We start from the raw sequence: 18,970 nt of genomic DNA on the forward strand, positions 1-18,970 counted from the left end.
AGTCGGAGATGTGTATAAGAGACAGGTATTCACACATGCAGACGTCGCCGATCATGTACAGCTCCGGGCAGGCTTCCTTTGCCTTGCGGAATGCCTTCTGCACAATGCCATCCTCGGCATAGGCCTGGCTGCCGACTTCATCCTTGTGATCCGGGATGCCGAACAGATGTGTATAAGAGACAGCATCTGGTAGAGCGCCACCTTGCCAAGGTGGAGGTAGCGAGTTCGAGCCTCGTCATCCGCTCCAGCAAAGCAATCGAGAGATTCGGTTGCTTTTTTCGTATGCAGGAACAACGGTGTGAAACGAACACGCTGCCTCCACCCGTCCGCCAAAGGCGGACTTTGAATTGAGGTACGGGTTCCCTGAAAAAACGAAGTTTTTTTAGGGTGTGATAGCGAGTTCGAGCCTCGTCATCCGCTCCAGCAAAGCAACCGAGAGATTCGGTTGCTTTTTTCGTATGCAGGAACAACGGTGTGAAACGAACACGCTGCCTCCACCCGTCCGCCAAAGGCGGACTTTGAATTGAGGTACGGGTTCCCTGAAAAAACGAAGTTTTTTTAGGGTGTGATAGCGAGTTCGAGCCTCGTCGCGTCGCTGCGGGCTGCATATCATTCGGAAGAATTTTGCGAGCAAAATTCTCCCTCATTCCTTCCGCCACAGCTCCTTTCCAAATCCCAACCGCCGTTGCTGGGTTGTGACTTGGTGCTGGCAACCGAGAGATTCGGTTGCTTTTTTTGTGTTTGCATAGTTTGGGAATTTTCTTCACCTTCTTTTTTGTGTGTGGTTCTGGTATACTGTGTACAGCAAAGAAATGGCGGTGAATTGATGATGGAACTGTTGATGGGACGCGCGGGAAGCGGAAAAACGACTGCAATCCTGCGGCGCATTGCGTCGAGGGAATCCAGCGGAAAACGGCAGATTTTGATTGTGCCGGAACTGGCATCACATGAATATGAGCGCATGCTGGCGCAGAGTACGGGAAATACCGGTTCACGGTTTGCTGAGGTGCTGACCTTTCGGCGCATTGCCAACCGCGTGTTTTCTGAAGCGGGCGGACTGGCGGATACGGTACTCACACCGGCGGGTCGGCTGCTGGTGCTATATGAAGCGGCACGGCGCGCTTCTGACGCACTGACAGTGTATGGCGGGGCCACGCGCAAGCCAGATATTCTGCGCGATCTGCTGCGCGTGCTGGATGAGATGAAATGCAGCTGTGTTTCAGCAGAGGATATGCTGCGGGCAGCAGAGGAAGCGGAGGGACATTTGTCCGACAAGCTGCGTGATCTGGGCGAGATTGCCATGGTATATGATACAATGACAGAAGAGCAGTTGCCTGATCCGCGCGATCAGTTGACGCGTGTGGCGGAACGCCTGCCGGACAGCACGCTGTTTGAACATACAGAGGTCTACCTCGACCGCTTTGACAGCTTTAACAAGCAGGAGCTGGAAATTCTGGCGTATTTGCTCCGTCAAAAGATACCTGTGACGGTTGCGCTGACCGGTGATCCAAAGCAGCCGGAGCTGTTTCCGGAGGCACATGCAGCGATGGCACGGCTGCGCGCATTTGCCGGACGATGTGGCGATTCATTTGAGCTGACCATACAGGAGGACAGCGGCATGCCGCGCCCGTCTGATCTGGCGGTACTGGAGCGGTATGCGTTGGAAGCGCCTGCCCGACAGTTTGAGAGTGATGGTGAAAGCGTACAACTGCATGCAGCGGGAGATTTATTTTCCGAGTGTGAATTTGCCGCGGCGTATATCCGGCAGCTGCTGCGCGAAACAGACGCCAGACGGCGTGATATTGTTGTGACGGCGCGCAATTTTGAGCAATATGCGCCCATTCTGGAGCTGGTATTTGACCGCTATGATATTCCGGTGTTTTTGAGCGAAAAGCATGATATTTTGCAAAAACCGGTGCTCGCGCTGGTCGGCGCGGCACTGCGTACCGTTACAGGCGGCTGGCGATATGAGGATATGTTTGCCTATTTGAAGACCGGTTTTGCCGGGCTGACAGCAGATGAATGCGATGAGCTGGAAAATTATGTGCTGTTCTGGCGCATTCGCGGCACGGCATGGCAGCAGCCGTTTACCGGTAATCCGGACGGCTTTGGCGGCGTGATGGATGACAAAGCACAGCAGGTGCTTGTGCATCTCAATGAGCTGCGCGAACGCGCAGTTCAGCCGTTAATCACATTAAAAGATGGACTGAATCAGGCGGAGACTGCGACGCAGTATGTACAGGCACTGTATACGTTTCTGGAACAGCTGGGCGCGGCGGACAGCATTGCGGCGCGCGCACAACTGCATGAGGATGCCGGACGCTTGCAGACGGCTGAGGAATATCGCCAGCTGTGGGAAATTCTGATCCAGGCAATGGAGCAGTTTGCCTGGGTGCAGGGAGAGGGACAGATGGAAACCGATACGTTTGTTTCGCTGTTCACATTAGTGCTCGCAGAGTATGACGTCGGGACAATTCCGGTCGCACTCGACCGTGTGACCTGTGGCTCGATTGACCGCGTGTGCCATACCGGCATACCGCATCTGATCGTACTCGGCGTGAATGACGGTGTGCTGCCGGATGCAGGCGAAAGCGGCGGCATTCTGTCCGACAGTGACCGTGAAACGCTGCTCGGCCTGTCAGTCGAGCTGGAAACCGGAGAGGATCGCATGGTGCGCGAACAGGCGGCAGTTTACCGTGTGTTTGCATCGGCATCCAGGACGCTGCTGCTGTCGTGGTGTACGGTCGGCGGGGATGGCGATATGCGCCCGTCGTATCTGATCGGCACCGTGCGGCATTTGCTGCACGGCGTGCCGGAGACCAATGAGAGCGGGCTGGAACAGCGTTACCGGCTGGAAGCGGAGCGCCCGCGCTTTGATCTGGCGTGCCGCGGTGCGGCGCGCGATGTCTCCCCGGCGGCACAGGCTGCGCTTGCGGCCTCTCCGGTTCCGATTATCCCACAGGAAAAATCCGTGCGCGGCCCGCTGACACAATCCGATACCATCCATGCGCTGTATGGAAACCGGCTGCGCGTTACCGCATCGCGTGTCGATGCGTTTTATCGCTGTGAATACGCCTATTTCCTGCGGTATGGTCTGCGGGCGAAGGAGCGCCGCCGCGCGGCATTCGACGCGCCGGAAACCGGTACCTTCTTGCACTATGTTCTGGAGCATACACTGCATGACCTGCATGAGCAGGGCGGCACAGGTGCGCCTGCGCGTGATGATGTGCATGCCATGGCAAAGAAATGGACACAGGTATATGTCGAGACCGCGCTGGGTGGTCTGGAACAGCATTCCGCACGGTTCCGCCACCTGTTCCGGCGGTTGGTGCGCATGCTGGATGAAATTCTCGACAATCTGCTGTATGAAATGGAGCGTTCGGATTTCGAGCCGATTGACTTCGAGCTGGACTTTTCACGCGGCGGAGATCTGCCGCCGATTGCCATTGACAGCCCGGATGGCAGGCTGGAGCTGAACGGCAAGGTTGACCGCGTTGACGGCTATATCAAGGACGGCACGCTGTATGTGCGCGTCATGGACTATAAGAGCGGACAGAAAAAATTTGAGCTGTCCGATCTGTGGTATGGGCTGAATGTTCAGCTGCTGCTGTATCTGTTTGCCATCCAGAAGCATGGGACGGAGCGCTACCGCGCAAAGCTGGCACAGCAAATCGATGAAATCGTTCCGGCGGGCGCATTGTATATCCCGACGCGCAGTGCACTGGTCAATGCACCGCGCGGCACGGATGAGGAAACCATCGAGCAGCTGCGGCGCAAACAGCTGCGGCGTTCCGGCCTGTTGTTGGATGACCCCGAAGTGATCGAGGCGATGGAACACGGCATCACAAAGGACGGCGAATTTCTGCCGATTGGCTACCTGAAAAAGGGAAGCATGTCGGCGGCGAGCCAGAACAGTCTTGCGAGCATGGAGCAGCTGGGCAAGCTGAGCAAGCATATTCGGCACATCCTGCGCAGCATGGGGCATGAGCTGATGGAAGGCAAAATGGATGCACGCCCGGTGCGGCGCGGCCCGACGGAGGACGCCTGTACCTGGTGTCCGTACCGCGCTGTGTGCCGCTTTGACGCAAAGCTGGGCGATAAGCCACACAACATCGCCAAGATCAAGCCGGAGGACTTCTGGCAGGAGATTGACCGCGAATTGGAAGGAGAGGATGGACATGGGCGTTAACTGGACAGCGGAACAGCAGGCGGCGATTTCCAACCGCGGCGGTACACTGCTGGTTTCGGCGGCAGCCGGTTCGGGCAAGACCGCCGTGCTGGTTGAACGCGTTTTGCAGCGTGTGACCGACCCGGACAACCCGTGTGACATCGATTCATTTCTCATTGTCACATTTACCAAAGCCGCGGCGAGCGAGATGCGCGGCAAAATTGCCGACGCACTGACTGCACTTGCCGCACAGCATCCGCGCGACATCCGCCTGCGGCGCCAGTTGATGCTGGTACACCGCGCGAAAATCACGACAGTGCATGCGTTCTGCATGAGCCTGCTGCGCGAGCATTTCCACGAACTGGGCCTGCCGCCGGATTTCCGCACGGCGGATGAGAGTGAACAGGCGGCGATGCAGGCAGATGTGCTGGAGGATGTACTCGAAGCGCAGTATGCGCGCGAAGAGGACGGCTTTGCCGCACTGGTCGACATTCTCAGCGCGGGGCGCGATGACAAGCGCCTGCAAGATATTGTGCTGGAAACCTTCCGCAATTTGCAGGCATCGCCGCATCCGGCGCGCGTACTGGCGGGCTATCGGGAACAGTTTGTGCGCCCGTTTGACCGGTTGGCAGATACCGACTGGGGACGCGAGCTGCTGGATACCGCAAAAGGGCGCATTCAATATGCGATTGCCGCGTTGGAAAATGCGCTGGATGAAATGCAGGGTGCGGAAGATGTGCGTGTCAAATATGAACCGGCCTTTCAGGACGATGTAAACGCCGCGCGCACGCTGCTCACGCTGGTTGAGGACGGTGCATGGAATGCAGCGGTGCAGCAGTGCCGTGAGGTGCGGCGCAGCCGTGCCCGGCTGGGCGCCGTGCGCGGCTATGAGGACAAGGCATTTCTCGATCGGCTCAAGCAGGCACGCGAAACCTGGAAGGAAATTTCATTTGAGCTGATGGACAGTGTGCTGTGCATGACGGAGGAAGAAGTCCGGCTGGATATGGACATGATGGCACCCGCCGTGTGCGCGCTGTGCGATACGGTACAGGCGTTCATGGATGCCTACCAGCAGGAGAAGCTGCGGCGCGGTGTCGTGGATTTCAACGACCTCGAGCACTTCGCGGTCGAACTGCTGACCGATGCGGACGGTGCGCCGACCCAACTGGCCAACGACATGCATTTTTCCGAAATCATGGTCGACGAATACCAGGATACCAATGCGGTGCAGGACGCGATTTTTCGCGCAGTCAGCGATGAGGAAAAAAACATCTTTATGGTCGGCGATGTCAAACAGAGCATTTACCGCTTCCGTCTCGCCAATCCAGCGATTTTTCTGCAAAAATATCTGGCGTACCGCGATGCGGAGGACGTCACCGATGCCGCGCCGCGCCGTGTCGTGCTCTCCAAAAACTTCCGTTCGCGCCCACAGGTGCTTGACAGCGTCAATTTCCTGTTTTCTGCCCTGATGAGCGAACAGCTGGGCGATCTGGATTACACTGACCGCGAAGCGCTGCATGTCGGCGCGTCGTTCCCGGAAGGCACGGATGATTACCGCACGGAGGTCTGCCTGCTCGAGACACAGACGGACGATGAGGACGCGCCGGAGGCCATCCGACAGGAGGCGGACTACTGTGCCGGGCGCATCCGGGAGATGCTGGAGGGCGGCTTCCGCGTGACCGACAAACAGACGGGAGAACTGCGCCCCTGCCGCCCGGAGGACTTTGTCATCCTGCTGCGCTCTGCAAAAAACAAGGCGCCTGTTTTCCAGAAGGCGCTGAGTGAATGCGGCATTCCGGCGGGCGCGGATGCGCCGGACGACATGCTGGACACACCGGAGGTGCATACGCTGGTGTCGTGGTTGGAAATTGTGGACAACCCGCGGCAGGATGTGCCGCTGCTGGCGGCGCTGACTTCGCCGCTGGCGGGCTTTACCGAGCAGGAACTGGCAGAGATTCGGCTGGCTGACCGCGACAGTGATTTTTATACTGCGATGCGCGCGTCGGCGGAGACAAACGAAAAGGCGCGCGCGTTTCTGGAACAGCTGGAAGAGCTGCGCCTGTTTGCGGCGGATGTGCCGGTGCGCCAGCTGCTGTGGCATATTGTGGACAGCACAGGTGCAATGGGTATTTTTGGCGCGATGCCGGGCGGACGCGCACGACAGCACCACATCACGGCGCTGACTGAGCTGGCGGGCTCGTTTGAGCGCGGCGGCAGCCGCGGCCTGTTTGCCTTTGTGCGTTTTTTGCGGGAGCTGCGCGAGACCGGCGGCACGCTGACTGTGCCGGACAGCGAGGAAGCCGCAGGCATGGTGCGCATCATGACGATTCACAAATCCAAGGGATTGGAATTCCCGATTGTCATTCTGGCGAACTGCGCGAAGCAGTTCAACGAGCTCGACCTGCACAAGCCTGTGCTGCTGCACGAGCGCATGGGGATCAGCATGCGCTGCCGCGACATGGCGCGCGGCATCCAGTACGACGGGCTCGACCGGCGGGCGATGGCGTGTGCGCTGCGCCGCGAAATGGTGAGCGAGGAGCTGCGCGTGCTGTATGTCGCACTGACGCGCGCAAAGGAAAAGCTCATCTGTACGTGCGCAGTGCGTGATACGGCGAAGCAGGCGGAAAAATGGGCGGCGATTGCGTCGCTCGACCCGATTCCGCCGTATGCGCTGGCGGGCGCAAATCAGTATGCGCTGTGGCTGTGCGTGCCGCTGATGCGCCATCCAAATGCCACGCAGCTGCGCGCACTGTGTTCCCAGCCGCCGGAGCTGGATGTGTACGCACCTGACTGCTTTGCCGTGCGCCTGGTGCCGTATCGACGGCAGGAAGGCGTCGAGCTGGCAGAGGTACACGGGACATTTGCGGAGAGCGAACGGTTGGAGGCGCCTGTGCTGCGCCCATATGCCGCCGATGTACTCAGCGATCTGCCGTCCAAGCTGACGGCGACCGCCATCACCGACTCCTTTCGCGCGCAGGAGGCGCAGGAGGATACCCAGCCGCCAAAGTACAGTACCGAATTGCGGCGTCCGTTCTTTGACCGCGACGCGCGCGGGTTGACGCCGTCGGAAATCGGGACGGCGCACCATCTGTTTTTGCAGTTCTGTGATTTTGCCCGCTGCGAGAGTGCGGAAGGGCGTGCCGCCGAGCGCGAACGCCTGCGGGAACGGCATATTCTGAGCGACGCGCAGGCAGATGCCATTCGGATGGACAACATCGCCGCTTTTTTTGAATCTGACCTCTACCGGGAGCTGAAGGGCGCGCAGGCGGTGCACCGCGAGTTTAAATTTTCCGTGCTCGTCCCGGCGGGAGACTACTATCCACAGGCTGTGGATTTCCCGGAGGAGCGCGTGCTCATGCAGGGCGTTATCGACTGCCTGATTGAAACCAAAGACGGTCTTCTGGTGCTCGATTTCAAGACCGACCGCGTGCCGAAGAGCCGGGTGCGTGAACGTGCGGAGCAATACCGTGCCCAGCTGTCCGCCTACCGACGCGCGGCGGAGGAGGTGTTCGGCAGGCCGGTGCAGGCGTGTGCGCTGTTTTTCCTGCACAGTGGGCAGACGGTCTGGCTGCGCGGGACGGAATAAGCCATACGGCGGAAAATCAGAAAAAAACCGCGAAAAAGACCGCGAAAAAGACCGGGTTTTCGGTATAGCCCGCCGATTTCCGAGGAAAACCGCCTCCGTTCAACAAAATATGCTCGAAACAAAAAAAGTTCTTGCATTTCAAAGGCCGTTGTGATATCATAATTTTACGACTGTAAGGCTTATGCGGAAAGAGGTGAATCGAAAATGAAGGAAGGAATCCATCCGGACTACAAGCCGACTACCATTCGTTGTGCTTGTGGCGCTGTATATGAGACCGCTTCCACCAAGGAGAATATCTCGGTAGAAATCTGCTCCAAGTGCCACCCGTTCTTTACCGGTAAGCAGAAGCTCGTTGATACCGGCGGACGTGTTGACCGCTTCAAGAGAAGATTCAATCTTGACAAGTGATTTTATGAACCCGTCCCTCTCTGGGGCGGGTTTTTGCTTGCCGGATTTGTTACAAAATACGAGGATTATGGAGGAATGACAGATGTTAAAGGAACGCGCAACGGAATATTACAACAACGGCTACAACTGTGCGGAGACCATCATCCGTGCGGCAAATGACGAATACCGGCTCGGCCTGACTGAGGAGGCCATGAAGCTGTGCGGCGGCTTTGGCGGCGGCATGGGCTGCGGCAAGGCATGCGGTGCGCTGTGCGGCGGCATCAGCGCCATCAGCGCAAAGCTGATCGATACCAAGGCGCATGAAACACCGGAGCTGCGTGCGGACTGCACCAGGCTGGTCGCGGCATTCAACCGCATTCTCGGCGACACCGAATGTAAGAATCTGAAGGCGAAATATTATTCAGGCTCCGGCTGCCTGGAGACCGTCCTGCTCGGCTGCGAGGCGCTTGAGAGCGTCATGGAGTGAGAACAGTCTGAAATTCGCACGGAAAGGAGTCGCTTTTTGTCAGCGGCTTCTTTTTTTGCCCATTTTGATTGAAAAAGCGGGAAAATCATAGTATGATATAAAATTGATCTGATATACTATTTTTTGACGAAAGAGGGTGTGTCCTGTGGCCGGGAAACACGGGCAGATGTCCGAATCGCTGCTGGTCGGAACGCTGCTGGCGCTCGCCGGCGGATTCATGGATGCCTATACCTATCTGATCCGCGACCAGGTATTTGCCAACGCACAGACCGGCAACATTGTCCTGTTCGGTGTTCACCTGATGAACGGGGAATGGCGGCAGGCTCTGCATTATTTTATCCCGATTGTGTCCTTTTCCGTGGGCGTGCTGCTCGTGCTGGCGATTCGGGCACGTATGCAGGAAAACCGCACGCTGCACTGGCGGCAGCTGGTGCTTGTGCTGGAAATTGTCCTGCTGTTTGTAGTGGCATTTTTGCCGCAGCAGATGAATATGCTGGCAAATGTGCTGGTGTCGTTTACCTGTGCGATGCAGGTCGAGTGCTTTCGCAAGATTCGCGGCGTGACCTGCGCCACGACGATGTGTACGGGCAATCTGCGCTCCGGCACCGAGCTGCTGTGGAATTACCGCAGGTCGGGCGATCCCGACCAGAAGCGGCGCGGAATGCATTATATTATTGTAGACCTCGTGTTTGTCGCCGGGGCAATGCTCGGCGCACTGGTCACGCGGTTTACAGCGGAAAAGGCCATTCTGACGGCATGTGTGCTGCTGGGCGCGGCGTTTATCGCCATGTTTTTGGAGGAAGATATCTTTACCTGACCGGAAGGAGGGACAGGCTGTGGAAGAATGGATGGAAGAAATGGAGCCGGACCGGGCGGTGCTCGTCGGCCTGCATGCGTCGGTGTTTACCGCAGAGGAGGACGCGACCTGGGAGACTCTGGACGAGCTGGAGGCGCTGCTGGAGACCGCGGGCGGCGAATGCGTCGCAAAGATGCTCCAGAGCAGGAATGCACCGGAAGCACGGACTTTTATCGGCGAAGGTAAGTTGCAGGAGTTGACTGAACTGGCGCGCGACAACGATGCGACGCTGATTGTATTCGACAATGAGCTGTCGCCGTCGCAGATGCGTGTGCTGGAGGAAGCAACCGGGCGGCCGGTGCTCGACCGCAGTGCGTTGATTCTGGATATTTTTGCCCAGCGCGCCCGCACAGGCGAGGGCAAGCTACAGGTCGAACTGGCACAGTATCAGTACATTCTGCCGCGTCTGTCCGGTTTGGGCAAGACCATGTCCCGTCTGGGCGGCGGCATTGGCACGCGCGGCCCGGGCGAGAGCAAGCTCGAAAGCGACCGGCGCCATATTCGCCGCCGCATCGACCGCCTGCGCCGCGATCTGGAGGATGTGCGCCGCGTGCGCGCTGTCCAGCGCCGCCAGCGAAAAAAGGCGGAGCTGCCGTTGGTTGCCATTGTCGGCTACACCAATGCGGGCAAATCGACGCTGCTCAACACGCTGACCGATGCGGGCATTGAGGCGAATGACCGCCTGTTTGACACGCTCGACCCCACAACGCGCAAGCTGCGCATTTCCGACACACAGGAGATCCTGCTGTCCGATACCGTTGGATTTATCCGCAAGCTGCCGCATCATCTGGTGTCCGCTTTCAAGGCGACGCTGGAGGAGGTCGCATATGCCGACCTGCTGCTGCATGTCGTAGACATTTCGCGCGAGGACTGGCGCGAGCAGGCGGAAACAGTCGACAAGGTCATTACACAGCTCGGTGCACAGCAGATTCCGCAGATTCTCGTGTGCAACAAGGCGGATCTGTGTGAAAATCCCGACCTGATCCCGTCCGGCGAGGACATTGTGGCGATTTCCGCCAGGCAGGGGCGCGGCATGGAACAGCTGCTGGCGGCGATTGAAAAGGCGCTCGGACGCGGCAAGCACCGCATTACCGTCTGTATCCCGTATGCGGACGGCTATCTGCTCGACGTCATCCATAAGGAAGCAGCGGTGTTTGCCACCGAGTATACCGGCGAGGGCACAAAGCTGGAGATCGAATGCGATGACAAGCTGTATGGTCAGCTGCGCGGATATGAGGTTGCGGCGGATGAATGACAGCTATCTGGTTCCCGCAGGGTACGGCGAGGGGCTGTATGAAGACCGGCGTTCCAAATTCATCGGCGAGATTTTTCCGGTGGAAACGCCGGAGGAGGCCATTGCCAGAATCGCGGAAGTGAAGGCAAAATACCGCGACGCACGCCATCACTGCTATGCCTATATCATCCGCGAGGGCAATTACATGCGCTATTCGGACGATGGCGAGCCGCAGGGCACGGCGGGCATGCCGATGCTCGATGTGCTGCGGCGCGAGAACATCACCAACGTCTGCTGTGTGGTCACGCGCTATTTCGGCGGCGTGCTGCTCGGCACAGGCGGGTTGGTCCGCGCGTATACCAAAAGCGCACAGCTCGGGCTGGAGGCGGCAGGCATCAATCAAATGAGCAGCTATTCCGTCCTGCTCATCACCTGCCCGTATTCACTGCTCGGCGTGGTGCAGAACATCCTGCCAGAGCACGATTGCATGACAGATGACATCGAATATGCCGCCGATGTCACGTTGACCGTCACGCTGCCGGAGGGCGGGGAAGAAGCACTCGCGGCGGCGCTGCGCGACGCGACCAGCGCTGCGGTCGATGTCGAAGTGATGGAAAGCCGCTTCATGGGGCGGCGTCTGCGCTGATCCAACTGTCTACATAAAAATTTTTCAGAAAAATTTGCGAAAAAAAGAGGAGTTTGCGGGAGCAGTACGGTATTTATTTATGTACGGGATTTTTCGCAGACGAAGCAGCGAAAGGGGGGCACGCCGATGCGCGAGGATCAGGAACGGCTGGAACGGCTGACGCTGGCAGATTGGGCGACGTTTGCGGACGAAAGCCGCGGACGGGAAAGCGATACCCCGCCGTGCCCGCGCCGCACCTGCTTTCAGCGCGACCGCGACCGCATTGTGCACTGCAAGGCGTTTCGGCGGCTGGGACACAAAACCCAGGTCTTTATTTCCCCCGAAGGAGACCATTACCGCGATCGGCTGACGCATACGCTGGAGGTCGCGCAGATTGCGCGGACGATTGCGCGCAGCCTGCGGCTCAATGAGGATCTGACCGAGGCAGTGGCGCTGGGGCATGACCTGGGGCACACGCCGTTTGGACATGTCGGCGAGCGCACGCTGGACAGCCTGTGCAGCGAAATCGGCGGCTTTCACCACAACAGGCAGAGTCTGCGCGTGGTGGACTGTCTGGAGCGCGACGGCGATGGGCTGAATCTGACATATGAAGTGCGCAATGGCATCGTCTGTCACACCGGCACGGCGCATGCGGAGACACCGGAGGGGCGCATTGTCCACTTCGCCGACCGCATTGCCTATGTCAACCACGACATCGATGACGCCGTGCGCGCCGGACTGATTGTCCCGGCAGACTTGCCGCGGGAGGCGGTGCGCGTGCTCGGCGCGACGCACGGCGACCGCATTGACACGATGGTGGCAGATATGGTGCGCTATGGCGAGACTGAGCATGACATCGGCATGTCTGCCGAGGTGCACGACGCCATGATGGAGCTGCGCGCTTACCTGTTCCGCGAGGTTTATGCCGGGCAGGCACAGGAAGAAGCACACAAGGTCGACGGATTGCTGCGCACGATGCATGCGTATTTTACGCGGCACACCGATGAGCTGCCCGAATTTTATAAAAAACACATCGAACGTGACGGCGCAGAGCGCGTTGCCTGCGACTATATCGCGGGCATGACCGACCGCTTTGCCGTTGCAAAATACACCGAATTATTTATTCCAAGGAGCTGGAACATCAAGTGATTCCCGCACGGGAGAAGGGAAACGCACATGGCAATTGATGATCGTTTTATCGACGAGCTGTCCGCACGGTGCGACATTGTCGACATTGTTTCCCGCTATGTGGCGCTCAAAAAGAGCGGTAACAACTATTTTGGGCTGTGTCCGTTCCACAACGAAAAAACCGCATCGTTTTCCGTTGCGCCTGACAAGCAGATTTTTCATTGCTTTGGCTGCGGCGCGGGCGGCGGGCCGATCCGGTTTATCATGAACATCGAAGGGCTGGATTTTCCGGATGCTGTCCGGTTTCTGGCCAGACAGTACAATATGGAGGTGCCCGAAACCGGGGAAAATCCCCGGCACCGGCAGGAGCGCAAGCGTGTGCTCGCGGCGCTCAAAGATGCGGCGCGGTTTTTCTATGCACAGCTGCACGGTCCGGCGGGCACGCAGGCACTGCGGTATTTCCAGCAGCGCAGACTGAGCCGACGCACGATGGGCAATTTCGGGCTGGGCTATGCGCCCGATTCGTTCCACGCGCTGCTCGACGCGATGACCGCACAGGGCTATACAAAGGAAGAACTGGCGGCGGCCGGTCTGATTGCGCGCAGTCAGAACGGTACATATTACGACAAGTTCCGCAACCGTGTCATGTTCCCGATCATCGATGTGCGCGGCGATGTCATCGGCTTCGGCGGGCGCGTCATGGATGACAGCAAACCGAAATACCTCAATTCGCCCGAGACTATGGTCTTTAACAAGCGGCGCAACCTGTTTGCAATGAACCTTGCCAAAAAGACCAGGAGCGAGTATTTCCTGCTCGCCGAGGGCTACATGGATGTCATTGCACTGCATCAGGCGGGCTTTGACAGTGCGGTTGCCTCGCTCGGCACGGCACTGACCGACGAGCAGGCGCGCCTGCTCACACGGTATACCAAGACCGTCATTGTCTGCTATGACGCAGACACGGCGGGACAGACCGCTTCTCAGCGCGCGATTGATATTTTGAAAAAAGCCGGGCTGCGTGTGAAAATCCTGCGCATCCCGGGCGCCAAAGATCCGGATGAGTTCATCAAGGCAAAGGGGGCGGAGGCGTTCCGCAAGCTCATTGAGCGCTCGGACAACGACATCCGCTACCGCATTGAGTCCGCACGCGACAAATATGACTTCACGGAGGATGACCAGCGCATTTTGTTCCTGCGCGAGGCGGCGGGGATCATCGCGGCACTGGAAAACCCGGTCGAACGCGATGTCTATACCGCTTCGACCGCGAAGCTCGCGGGTGTGACGCAGGCTGCGTTCCAGCAGGAGGTCAAAAACGCGCAGACACGGCTTCAATATCAACAGAAGCAGCAGTATCATCGGCAGGTGCGCGCACCCGCACAGGCAGCACAGCCAAAGGAGCGCACCATTCATTACGACAACATGCGTTCTGCGCGCGCGGAAGAAGGGCTGCTCGCACTGCTGTTCTCCGACGCATCTCTTTTGCCGGATATGCGGGAAAAAGTTCGCCCGGAGGATTTTTCTTCTCCTGTGCTGGGCAAAATTTATGGACACGCCATTGCGCTGTTCGACAGCGGGCGCGGTATTACCGTTTCGGCGCTGGAGCCTGTGCTCCAGCCGGAGGAAACCGAACTGCTGGTCGCCGCATTGGGCACGGAAATTTCTGCGGATCGGCGGCAGAAAGCAATGGAGGATTATATTGATATTATCGCGGAGCAGAAAGCTGCGCGTGATATACCCGGACAGGATGGCGAGGATCCGCTGCTGCGCAAGGCACAGCTCCAGCGGAAAACCAAGCGGTTCGACGGGACAGAGGGGTAAGGCGTATCGGCATAACATATTGCTGGTATTGCATTTTCAGTTACATTTTTGGAGGCTTAAAGAATGACACAGGACATGGACATGGATGTAAAGAAGCAGGCCGTTATTAAGGATCTGTTGGCGCTGGGTAAGAAAAAGGGCAAGCTCACGCTGAAGGAAATGTCCGATGCGCTGGACTCGATCAGCATGGAGTCGGATGAGCTGGATAAGCTGTATGAGGATTTGGATAAGGCCGGCGTAGAAATCAAGGGCGCCGAGGCGCTGGTCGTTCCGTTGGATAATGAAGAGGAATTCTCCGAAGACGCAGTTGAAGAGGTTCCGAAGGAGGAGCTCGAGGACACCGAGTCGCTCGCAGAGGGCTTTGCGATTGATGACCCGGTGCGCATGTACCTCAAGGAGATCGGTAAGGTTGACCTGTTGACGCCGGAGGAAGAGGTTCAGCTGGCGGAAAAGATGCAGGCGGGCAATGAGGCAAAGGCCCGTCTGGAAGAAATCGAGAAAAATCATGAAAAGGTGGATGAGACCGAGATGCAGGCCATCCGCAAGGCGATCCGCGGCGGTGAAAACGCCAAGAAACGCCTGTCGGAAGCCAACCTGCGACTGGTTGTCTCCATTGCAAAGCGATATGTCGGCCGCGGCATGCTGTTCCTCGACCTGATTCAGGAGGGCAATCTCGGCCTGCTCAAGGCGGTTGAAAAGTTCGACTGCACCAAGGGCTTCAAGTTCTCCACCTATGCGACCTGGTGGATTCGCCAGGCGATTACACGTGCGATTGCCGACCAGGCACGCACCATCCGTATCCCGGTGCATATGGTCGAGACCATCAACAAGGTCATCCGCGTTTCCCGCCAGCTGTTGCAGGAGCTGGGTCATGACCCGCAGCCGGAGGAAATCGCAGAGGAAATGAATATGCCGGTCGAGCGCGTGCGTGAGATCCTCAAGATTGCACAGGAGCCGGTTTCACTCGAAACCCCGATCGGCGAGGAGGAAGACAGCCATCTGGGCGATTTCATCCCGGATGATGACGCACTGGAGCCGGCAGAGGCCGCTTCGTTTACCCTGCTCAAGGAGCAGCTGGTTGAGGTGCTCAAGACGCTGACGCCGCGTGAAGAAAAGGTTCTGCGCCTGCGCTTCGGCATTGAGGACGGCCGCACCCGCACCCTCGAAGAGGTCGGCAAGGAGTTCAACGTAACCCGTGAGCGCATCCGCCAGATCGAGGCAAAGGCACTGCGCAAGCTGCGCCATCCGAGCCGCTCCAAAAAGCTGAAGGACTTTTTGAACTGAGGCACAGTAATTTATTCCCAGAGAGGAGAACTCAACATGGTTCGGCGCGATAAAGACAACTATTATCTGGATATGGCGGAGGTCGCGCTGGAGCGCGGCACCTGCCTGCGCCGCAATTTCGGCGCGGTCATTGTCAAAAATGACGTCATTATTTCTACCGGCTACAACGGTGCACCCCGCGGGCGCGCCAACTGTATCGACCTGAATGTCTGCATCCGTGAACAGCGCAACATCCCGCGCGGCACGCATTATGAGTTCTGTCGTTCGGTACACGCGGAGGCCAATGCCATCATTGCCGCCTCGCGCGAGGAAATGCTCGGCTCGACGCTGTATCTCGTCGGACGCGATGCACAGACCGGAGAAATCATGCCGGATGCCAATTCCTGCCCTATGTGCAAGCGGCAGATCATCAATGCCGGTATCAGCCGCGTTGTCATCCGCCGCGACCACGACCATTATGACGTCGTGGACGTGCAGGAATGGGTCGATCATGACGAGCTGCTTGACGGCCAGATCGGCTATTGATTCATATAATTTCATTGTTTTGCAGAACAGGAATCTCATCCCCCTGAGGGAAACGGGATTCCTGTTTTTTTATCGATGGATCAAGAACACAAAAGTTCACATATTCAACTGTTGATTTGGTCAACCATTTGTGTTAGACTTATGTCTGTTCATCAATATGGGCGAAAGGAGGTTACACATGAACCAACGGGATAAAGAACGGGAAAACCAGCTGATTGTGGAATATTTCCAGACAATGGATACCTACCGGCGTCTGAACTGGGACAGCTTGCTGAAAGGTGTTTCCGGAAGGGAAGTCCAGTTTCTCAAGACAATCGAGCGGTTTCACTGGACACATCCGGAGGTCCCGGGGGTGTATGTCAACGATCTTGCAGAGAAGCTGGGGGTTACCAAATCCGCAGTTTCCAAAATGCTGCGGCATTTGGAGGAGCGCGGGCTGATTGAGCGGCGCGTTGATCCGGATAACCGCCGCAATACGTTTGTCTGTCTGACAGAAGAGGGCTTTGCCATGGGTGAGCGCCAGCGGGAAAACTATGATGCATTTCTGATGCGCGTTGTGGACTCGCTCGGGGAAACACGGTATCTGGACATTGTCGCCGGAATGCGCGAAATGGCACAGTGCATGGCACGTGAGCTTGAATGGGCAAACGAAAATAAAAAAACAGAGGAGGAAACCTGATGCGAGCAATATTTGGCTATTTAAAGGGATCATGGCGGACCGTCTGCGTGGCTTTTGCGCTGCTGATCGTGCAGGCATATTGTGATCTGACGCTGCCGACCTACATGAGCAATATTGTCGACGTCGGTATCCAGCAGAACGGCATTGAAAGCGCCGTGCCGGAACAGATCCGGGCACAGACGCTGTCCGATCTCGAGCTATTTATGACCGACGATGAGATTGAACGGATCAAAACCGGCTATTGGGAAGGCGAAGACGGAATCTGGACGCGCAAGACCTATCTGGATGACGAACAGATGGATGCGCTGGCAGATGCGTTTTCCGTTCCGATGGCGATGCTTTATCAGATGGAAAACAGTGATACGCAGGCGGACAGCACACAGGCGGTACACAGCATGGACGAACTGCGGCAAGCGCTGGATATGGGCCTGGTGACCAAAGACCAGCTGCTGCAAATGCGTGAGCAGGCACTGGACCAGATGGACGGAATATCAGACAGCACGATACAGCAGATCGCCGTCATGTACATTCAGCAGGAATATGAAGCGATGGGCATTGACATGGGCGAGTACCGCAACCACTATCTGTGGAGCATAGGCGGAAAAATGCTCGGCCTCGCCGCACTCAGTGTCTGTGCGGCAATGATTGTCGGACTGCTTGCCAGCCGCACCGGTGCAGGCATCGGACGCGACCTGCGAAACAACGTGTTCGGCAGGGTGCTGAAATTTTCCAATGCCGAGATGAATCAGTTCTCTACGGCATCGCTCATCACGCGCTGTACCAATGATATTCAACAGGTACAGATGGTCTGTGTTATGCTGCTGCGCATGGTGCTGTATGCACCGATCTGTGCGGTTGGCGGCGTTCTCAAGGTCGCACACACCAAAACCGGTATGGGATGGATTATTGTCGTCGCTGTGGCCGCAGTATTTGCAGTGATTGGCACACTGATGTCACTTTCTCTGCCGAAGTTTAAGAAAATGCAGTCACTGGTTGACCGGCTGAACCTGATTAGCCGTGAGATTCTGACCGGCGTTATGCCGATCCGTGCATTCAGCCGGGAAAAGCATGAGGAGGAGCGCTTTGCGGGCGCGAATACCGATCTGATGCGCACACAGCTGTTTACCAACCGTGTTATGACCTTTATGATGCCGGCGATGATGCTGGTTATGAACGGCATTACTGTCATGATTGTCTGGTTCGGCAGCAAGGGCGTCGATCTGGGCAATTTGCAGGTCGGCGATATGATGGCATTTATCAATTATACGATGATGATTGTCATGTCGTTTATGATGCTGACCATGATTTCTATTATGCTTCCGCGCGCCGGCGTTGCAGCGGAGCGCATCAATGAGGTACTGCACACCGAGCCGACTATTATCGACCAGCCGAAGCTCACCGGAGAAGAAGAACAGCGCGATTGGCAGGGACGCATTTGCTTTGATGACGTTTCGTTCCGGTATCCGGGTGCAGATAACGATGCATTGGAGCACATCAGCTTTACCGCAGAGCCGGGCAAAACAACTGCGATCATCGGCTCGACCGGCTGTGGCAAGACGACATTGCTCAATCTGATTCCACGTCTGTACGATGTCACAGAAGGTCGGGTCACGCTGGACGGCGTGGATGTGCGCGATATTACGCAGAAGACGCTGCGCGACCAGCTGGGCTATGTGCCGCAGAAGGGCATTCTGTTTTCCGGCGACATTGCGTCCAACCTGAAATTTGCCGAAGGCGTCACGGATGACGACATGAAACAGGCTGCGGAGATTGCGCAGGCGACCGAGTTTATCGAAGGCAAGCTCGACCGCTATCACAGCCCCATTGCACAGGGCGGCAGCAACGTATCCGGCGGACAGAAGCAGCGTCTGTCAATTGCGCGTGCCGTCGCCAGACATCCGAAGGTGTTCCTGTTCGATGATTCGTTCTCCGCATTGGACTATAAGACTGACGCCGCGCTGCGCCATGCGCTCAGCGAAAATGTCGGCGATGCAACGGTCATTATCGTTGCACAGAGAATTTCTACCATTCTGCATGCCGATCAGATCATTGTACTCAATGAGGGTAGAATTGACGGCATCGGCACACATGCAGAGCTGCTGCGCTCGTGCCAGACCTACCGGGAGATTGCGGAAAGCCAGCTGAGTGCAAAGGAACTGGAAGGAGGCGCTACCAAGTGAGTGAACCGAGAAG

General features: G+C 57.4%; 13 protein-coding genes and 1 pseudogene. 13 read left to right on the forward strand and 1 reads right to left on the reverse strand.

Annotated elements, in window-relative coordinates; genetic code table 11:
• Positions 1–181 (reverse strand): annotated as a pseudogene (locus tag CBW42_RS13485) (porphobilinogen synthase); the annotation flags it as partial.
• 645 nt (positions 182–826) lie between these two features.
• Between CBW42_RS13485 and CBW42_RS13490 the strand changes: the two are divergent.
• The 13 genes from CBW42_RS13490 (at position 827) to CBW42_RS13550 (ending at position 18,957) form a co-directional block, all read left to right on the forward strand.
• The gene (locus tag CBW42_RS13490; RefSeq protein WP_087022298.1) at positions 827–4,189 is read left to right on the forward strand and encodes a PD-(D/E)XK nuclease family protein; all 3,363 of its coding nucleotides are present in this window, start codon (positions 827–829) and stop codon (positions 4,187–4,189) included.
• A complete protein-coding gene (gene addA, locus CBW42_RS13495) occupies positions 4,179–7,754 on the forward strand; it encodes a helicase-exonuclease AddAB subunit AddA (RefSeq protein ID WP_165761196.1) in 3,576 nt (1,191 codons plus the stop codon). Before CBW42_RS13490 ends, addA begins: the two co-directional genes overlap by 11 nt.
• 204 nt (positions 7,755–7,958) lie before the next feature.
• A complete protein-coding gene (gene rpmE, locus CBW42_RS13500) occupies positions 7,959–8,162 on the forward strand; it encodes a 50S ribosomal protein L31 (RefSeq protein ID WP_087022289.1) in 204 nt (67 codons plus the stop codon).
• Positions 8,163–8,244: 82 nt separating this feature from the next.
• Complete coding sequence (locus CBW42_RS13505; RefSeq protein WP_087022286.1) at positions 8,245–8,628, forward strand: C-GCAxxG-C-C family (seleno)protein; 384 nt, start codon at positions 8,245–8,247, stop codon at positions 8,626–8,628.
• Positions 8,629–8,794: 166 nt separating this feature from the next.
• Positions 8,795–9,445 carry a YoaK family protein gene (locus CBW42_RS13510; protein WP_087022283.1) on the forward strand — a complete coding sequence of 217 codons (651 nt, stop codon included), beginning with the start codon at positions 8,795–8,797 and terminating at the stop codon, positions 9,443–9,445.
• Between the two features lie 19 nt (positions 9,446–9,464).
• Positions 9,465–10,739: a GTPase HflX gene (gene hflX, locus CBW42_RS13515; RefSeq protein WP_242969886.1), complete on the forward strand. Its 1,275-nt coding sequence runs from the start codon at positions 9,465–9,467 to the stop codon at positions 10,737–10,739.
• On the forward strand, positions 10,732–11,364 hold the full coding sequence (locus CBW42_RS13520; RefSeq protein ID WP_087022280.1) for a YigZ family protein: 633 nt from the start codon (positions 10,732–10,734) through the stop codon (positions 11,362–11,364). The genes hflX and CBW42_RS13520 overlap by 8 nt, the downstream gene beginning before the upstream one ends.
• 126 nt (positions 11,365–11,490) lie before the next feature.
• Positions 11,491–12,492: a deoxyguanosinetriphosphate triphosphohydrolase gene (locus tag CBW42_RS13525; protein ID WP_087022277.1), complete on the forward strand. Its 1,002-nt coding sequence runs from the start codon at positions 11,491–11,493 to the stop codon at positions 12,490–12,492.
• 27 nt (positions 12,493–12,519) lie between these two features.
• The gene (gene dnaG, locus CBW42_RS13530; protein ID WP_087022624.1) at positions 12,520–14,289 is read left to right on the forward strand and encodes a DNA primase; all 1,770 of its coding nucleotides are present in this window, start codon (positions 12,520–12,522) and stop codon (positions 14,287–14,289) included.
• A 63-nt stretch (positions 14,290–14,352) separates the two neighbouring features.
• Positions 14,353–15,573, forward strand: a complete 1,221-nt coding sequence (gene rpoD / locus CBW42_RS13535; RefSeq protein WP_242969885.1) for an RNA polymerase sigma factor RpoD — start codon at positions 14,353–14,355, stop codon at positions 15,571–15,573.
• Positions 15,574–15,609: 36 nt separating this feature from the next.
• On the forward strand, positions 15,610–16,098 hold the full coding sequence (locus CBW42_RS13540; protein WP_087022626.1) for a deoxycytidylate deaminase: 489 nt from the start codon (positions 15,610–15,612) through the stop codon (positions 16,096–16,098).
• 178 nt (positions 16,099–16,276) lie between these two features.
• Positions 16,277–16,777 carry a MarR family winged helix-turn-helix transcriptional regulator gene (locus tag CBW42_RS13545; protein ID WP_165761197.1) on the forward strand — a complete coding sequence of 167 codons (501 nt, stop codon included), beginning with the start codon at positions 16,277–16,279 and terminating at the stop codon, positions 16,775–16,777.
• Positions 16,777–18,957, forward strand: coding sequence for an ABC transporter ATP-binding protein (locus CBW42_RS13550; RefSeq protein WP_087022259.1), 2,181 nt, complete (start codon positions 16,777–16,779; stop codon positions 18,955–18,957). Before CBW42_RS13545 ends, CBW42_RS13550 begins: the two co-directional genes overlap by 1 nt.
• Positions 18,958–18,970: the final 13 nt, after the last annotated feature.

It is taken from the genome of Butyricicoccus porcorum, from assembly GCF_002157465.1.
Lineage (GTDB): Bacteria > Bacillota > Clostridia > Oscillospirales > Butyricicoccaceae > Butyricicoccus_A > Butyricicoccus_A porcorum.

Bases quoted from the DNA above. Each gene is read 5' to 3' on its own strand.
- CBW42_RS13550 (WP_087022259.1), top strand. From the start codon at position 16,777: ATGCGAGCAATATTTGGCTATTTAAAGGGATCATGGCGGACCGTCTGC.
- CBW42_RS13545 (WP_165761197.1), top strand. From the start codon at position 16,277: ATGAACCAACGGGATAAAGAACGGGAAAACCAGCTGATTGTGGAATAT.
- CBW42_RS13505 (WP_087022286.1), top strand. From the start codon at position 8,245: ATGTTAAAGGAACGCGCAACGGAATATTACAACAACGGCTACAACTGT.
- CBW42_RS13490 (WP_087022298.1), top strand. From the start codon at position 827: ATGATGGAACTGTTGATGGGACGCGCGGGAAGCGGAAAAACGACTGCA.
- rpmE (WP_087022289.1), top strand. From the start codon at position 7,959: ATGAAGGAAGGAATCCATCCGGACTACAAGCCGACTACCATTCGTTGT.
- CBW42_RS13525 (WP_087022277.1), top strand. From the start codon at position 11,491: ATGCGCGAGGATCAGGAACGGCTGGAACGGCTGACGCTGGCAGATTGG.
- rpoD (WP_242969885.1), top strand. From the start codon at position 14,353: ATGACACAGGACATGGACATGGATGTAAAGAAGCAGGCCGTTATTAAG.
- CBW42_RS13540 (WP_087022626.1), top strand. From the start codon at position 15,610: ATGGTTCGGCGCGATAAAGACAACTATTATCTGGATATGGCGGAGGTC.
- CBW42_RS13520 (WP_087022280.1), top strand. From the start codon at position 10,732: ATGAATGACAGCTATCTGGTTCCCGCAGGGTACGGCGAGGGGCTGTAT.
- addA (WP_165761196.1), top strand. From the start codon at position 4,179: ATGGGCGTTAACTGGACAGCGGAACAGCAGGCGGCGATTTCCAACCGC.
- CBW42_RS13510 (WP_087022283.1), top strand. From the start codon at position 8,795: ATGTCCGAATCGCTGCTGGTCGGAACGCTGCTGGCGCTCGCCGGCGGA.
- dnaG (WP_087022624.1), top strand. From the start codon at position 12,520: ATGGCAATTGATGATCGTTTTATCGACGAGCTGTCCGCACGGTGCGAC.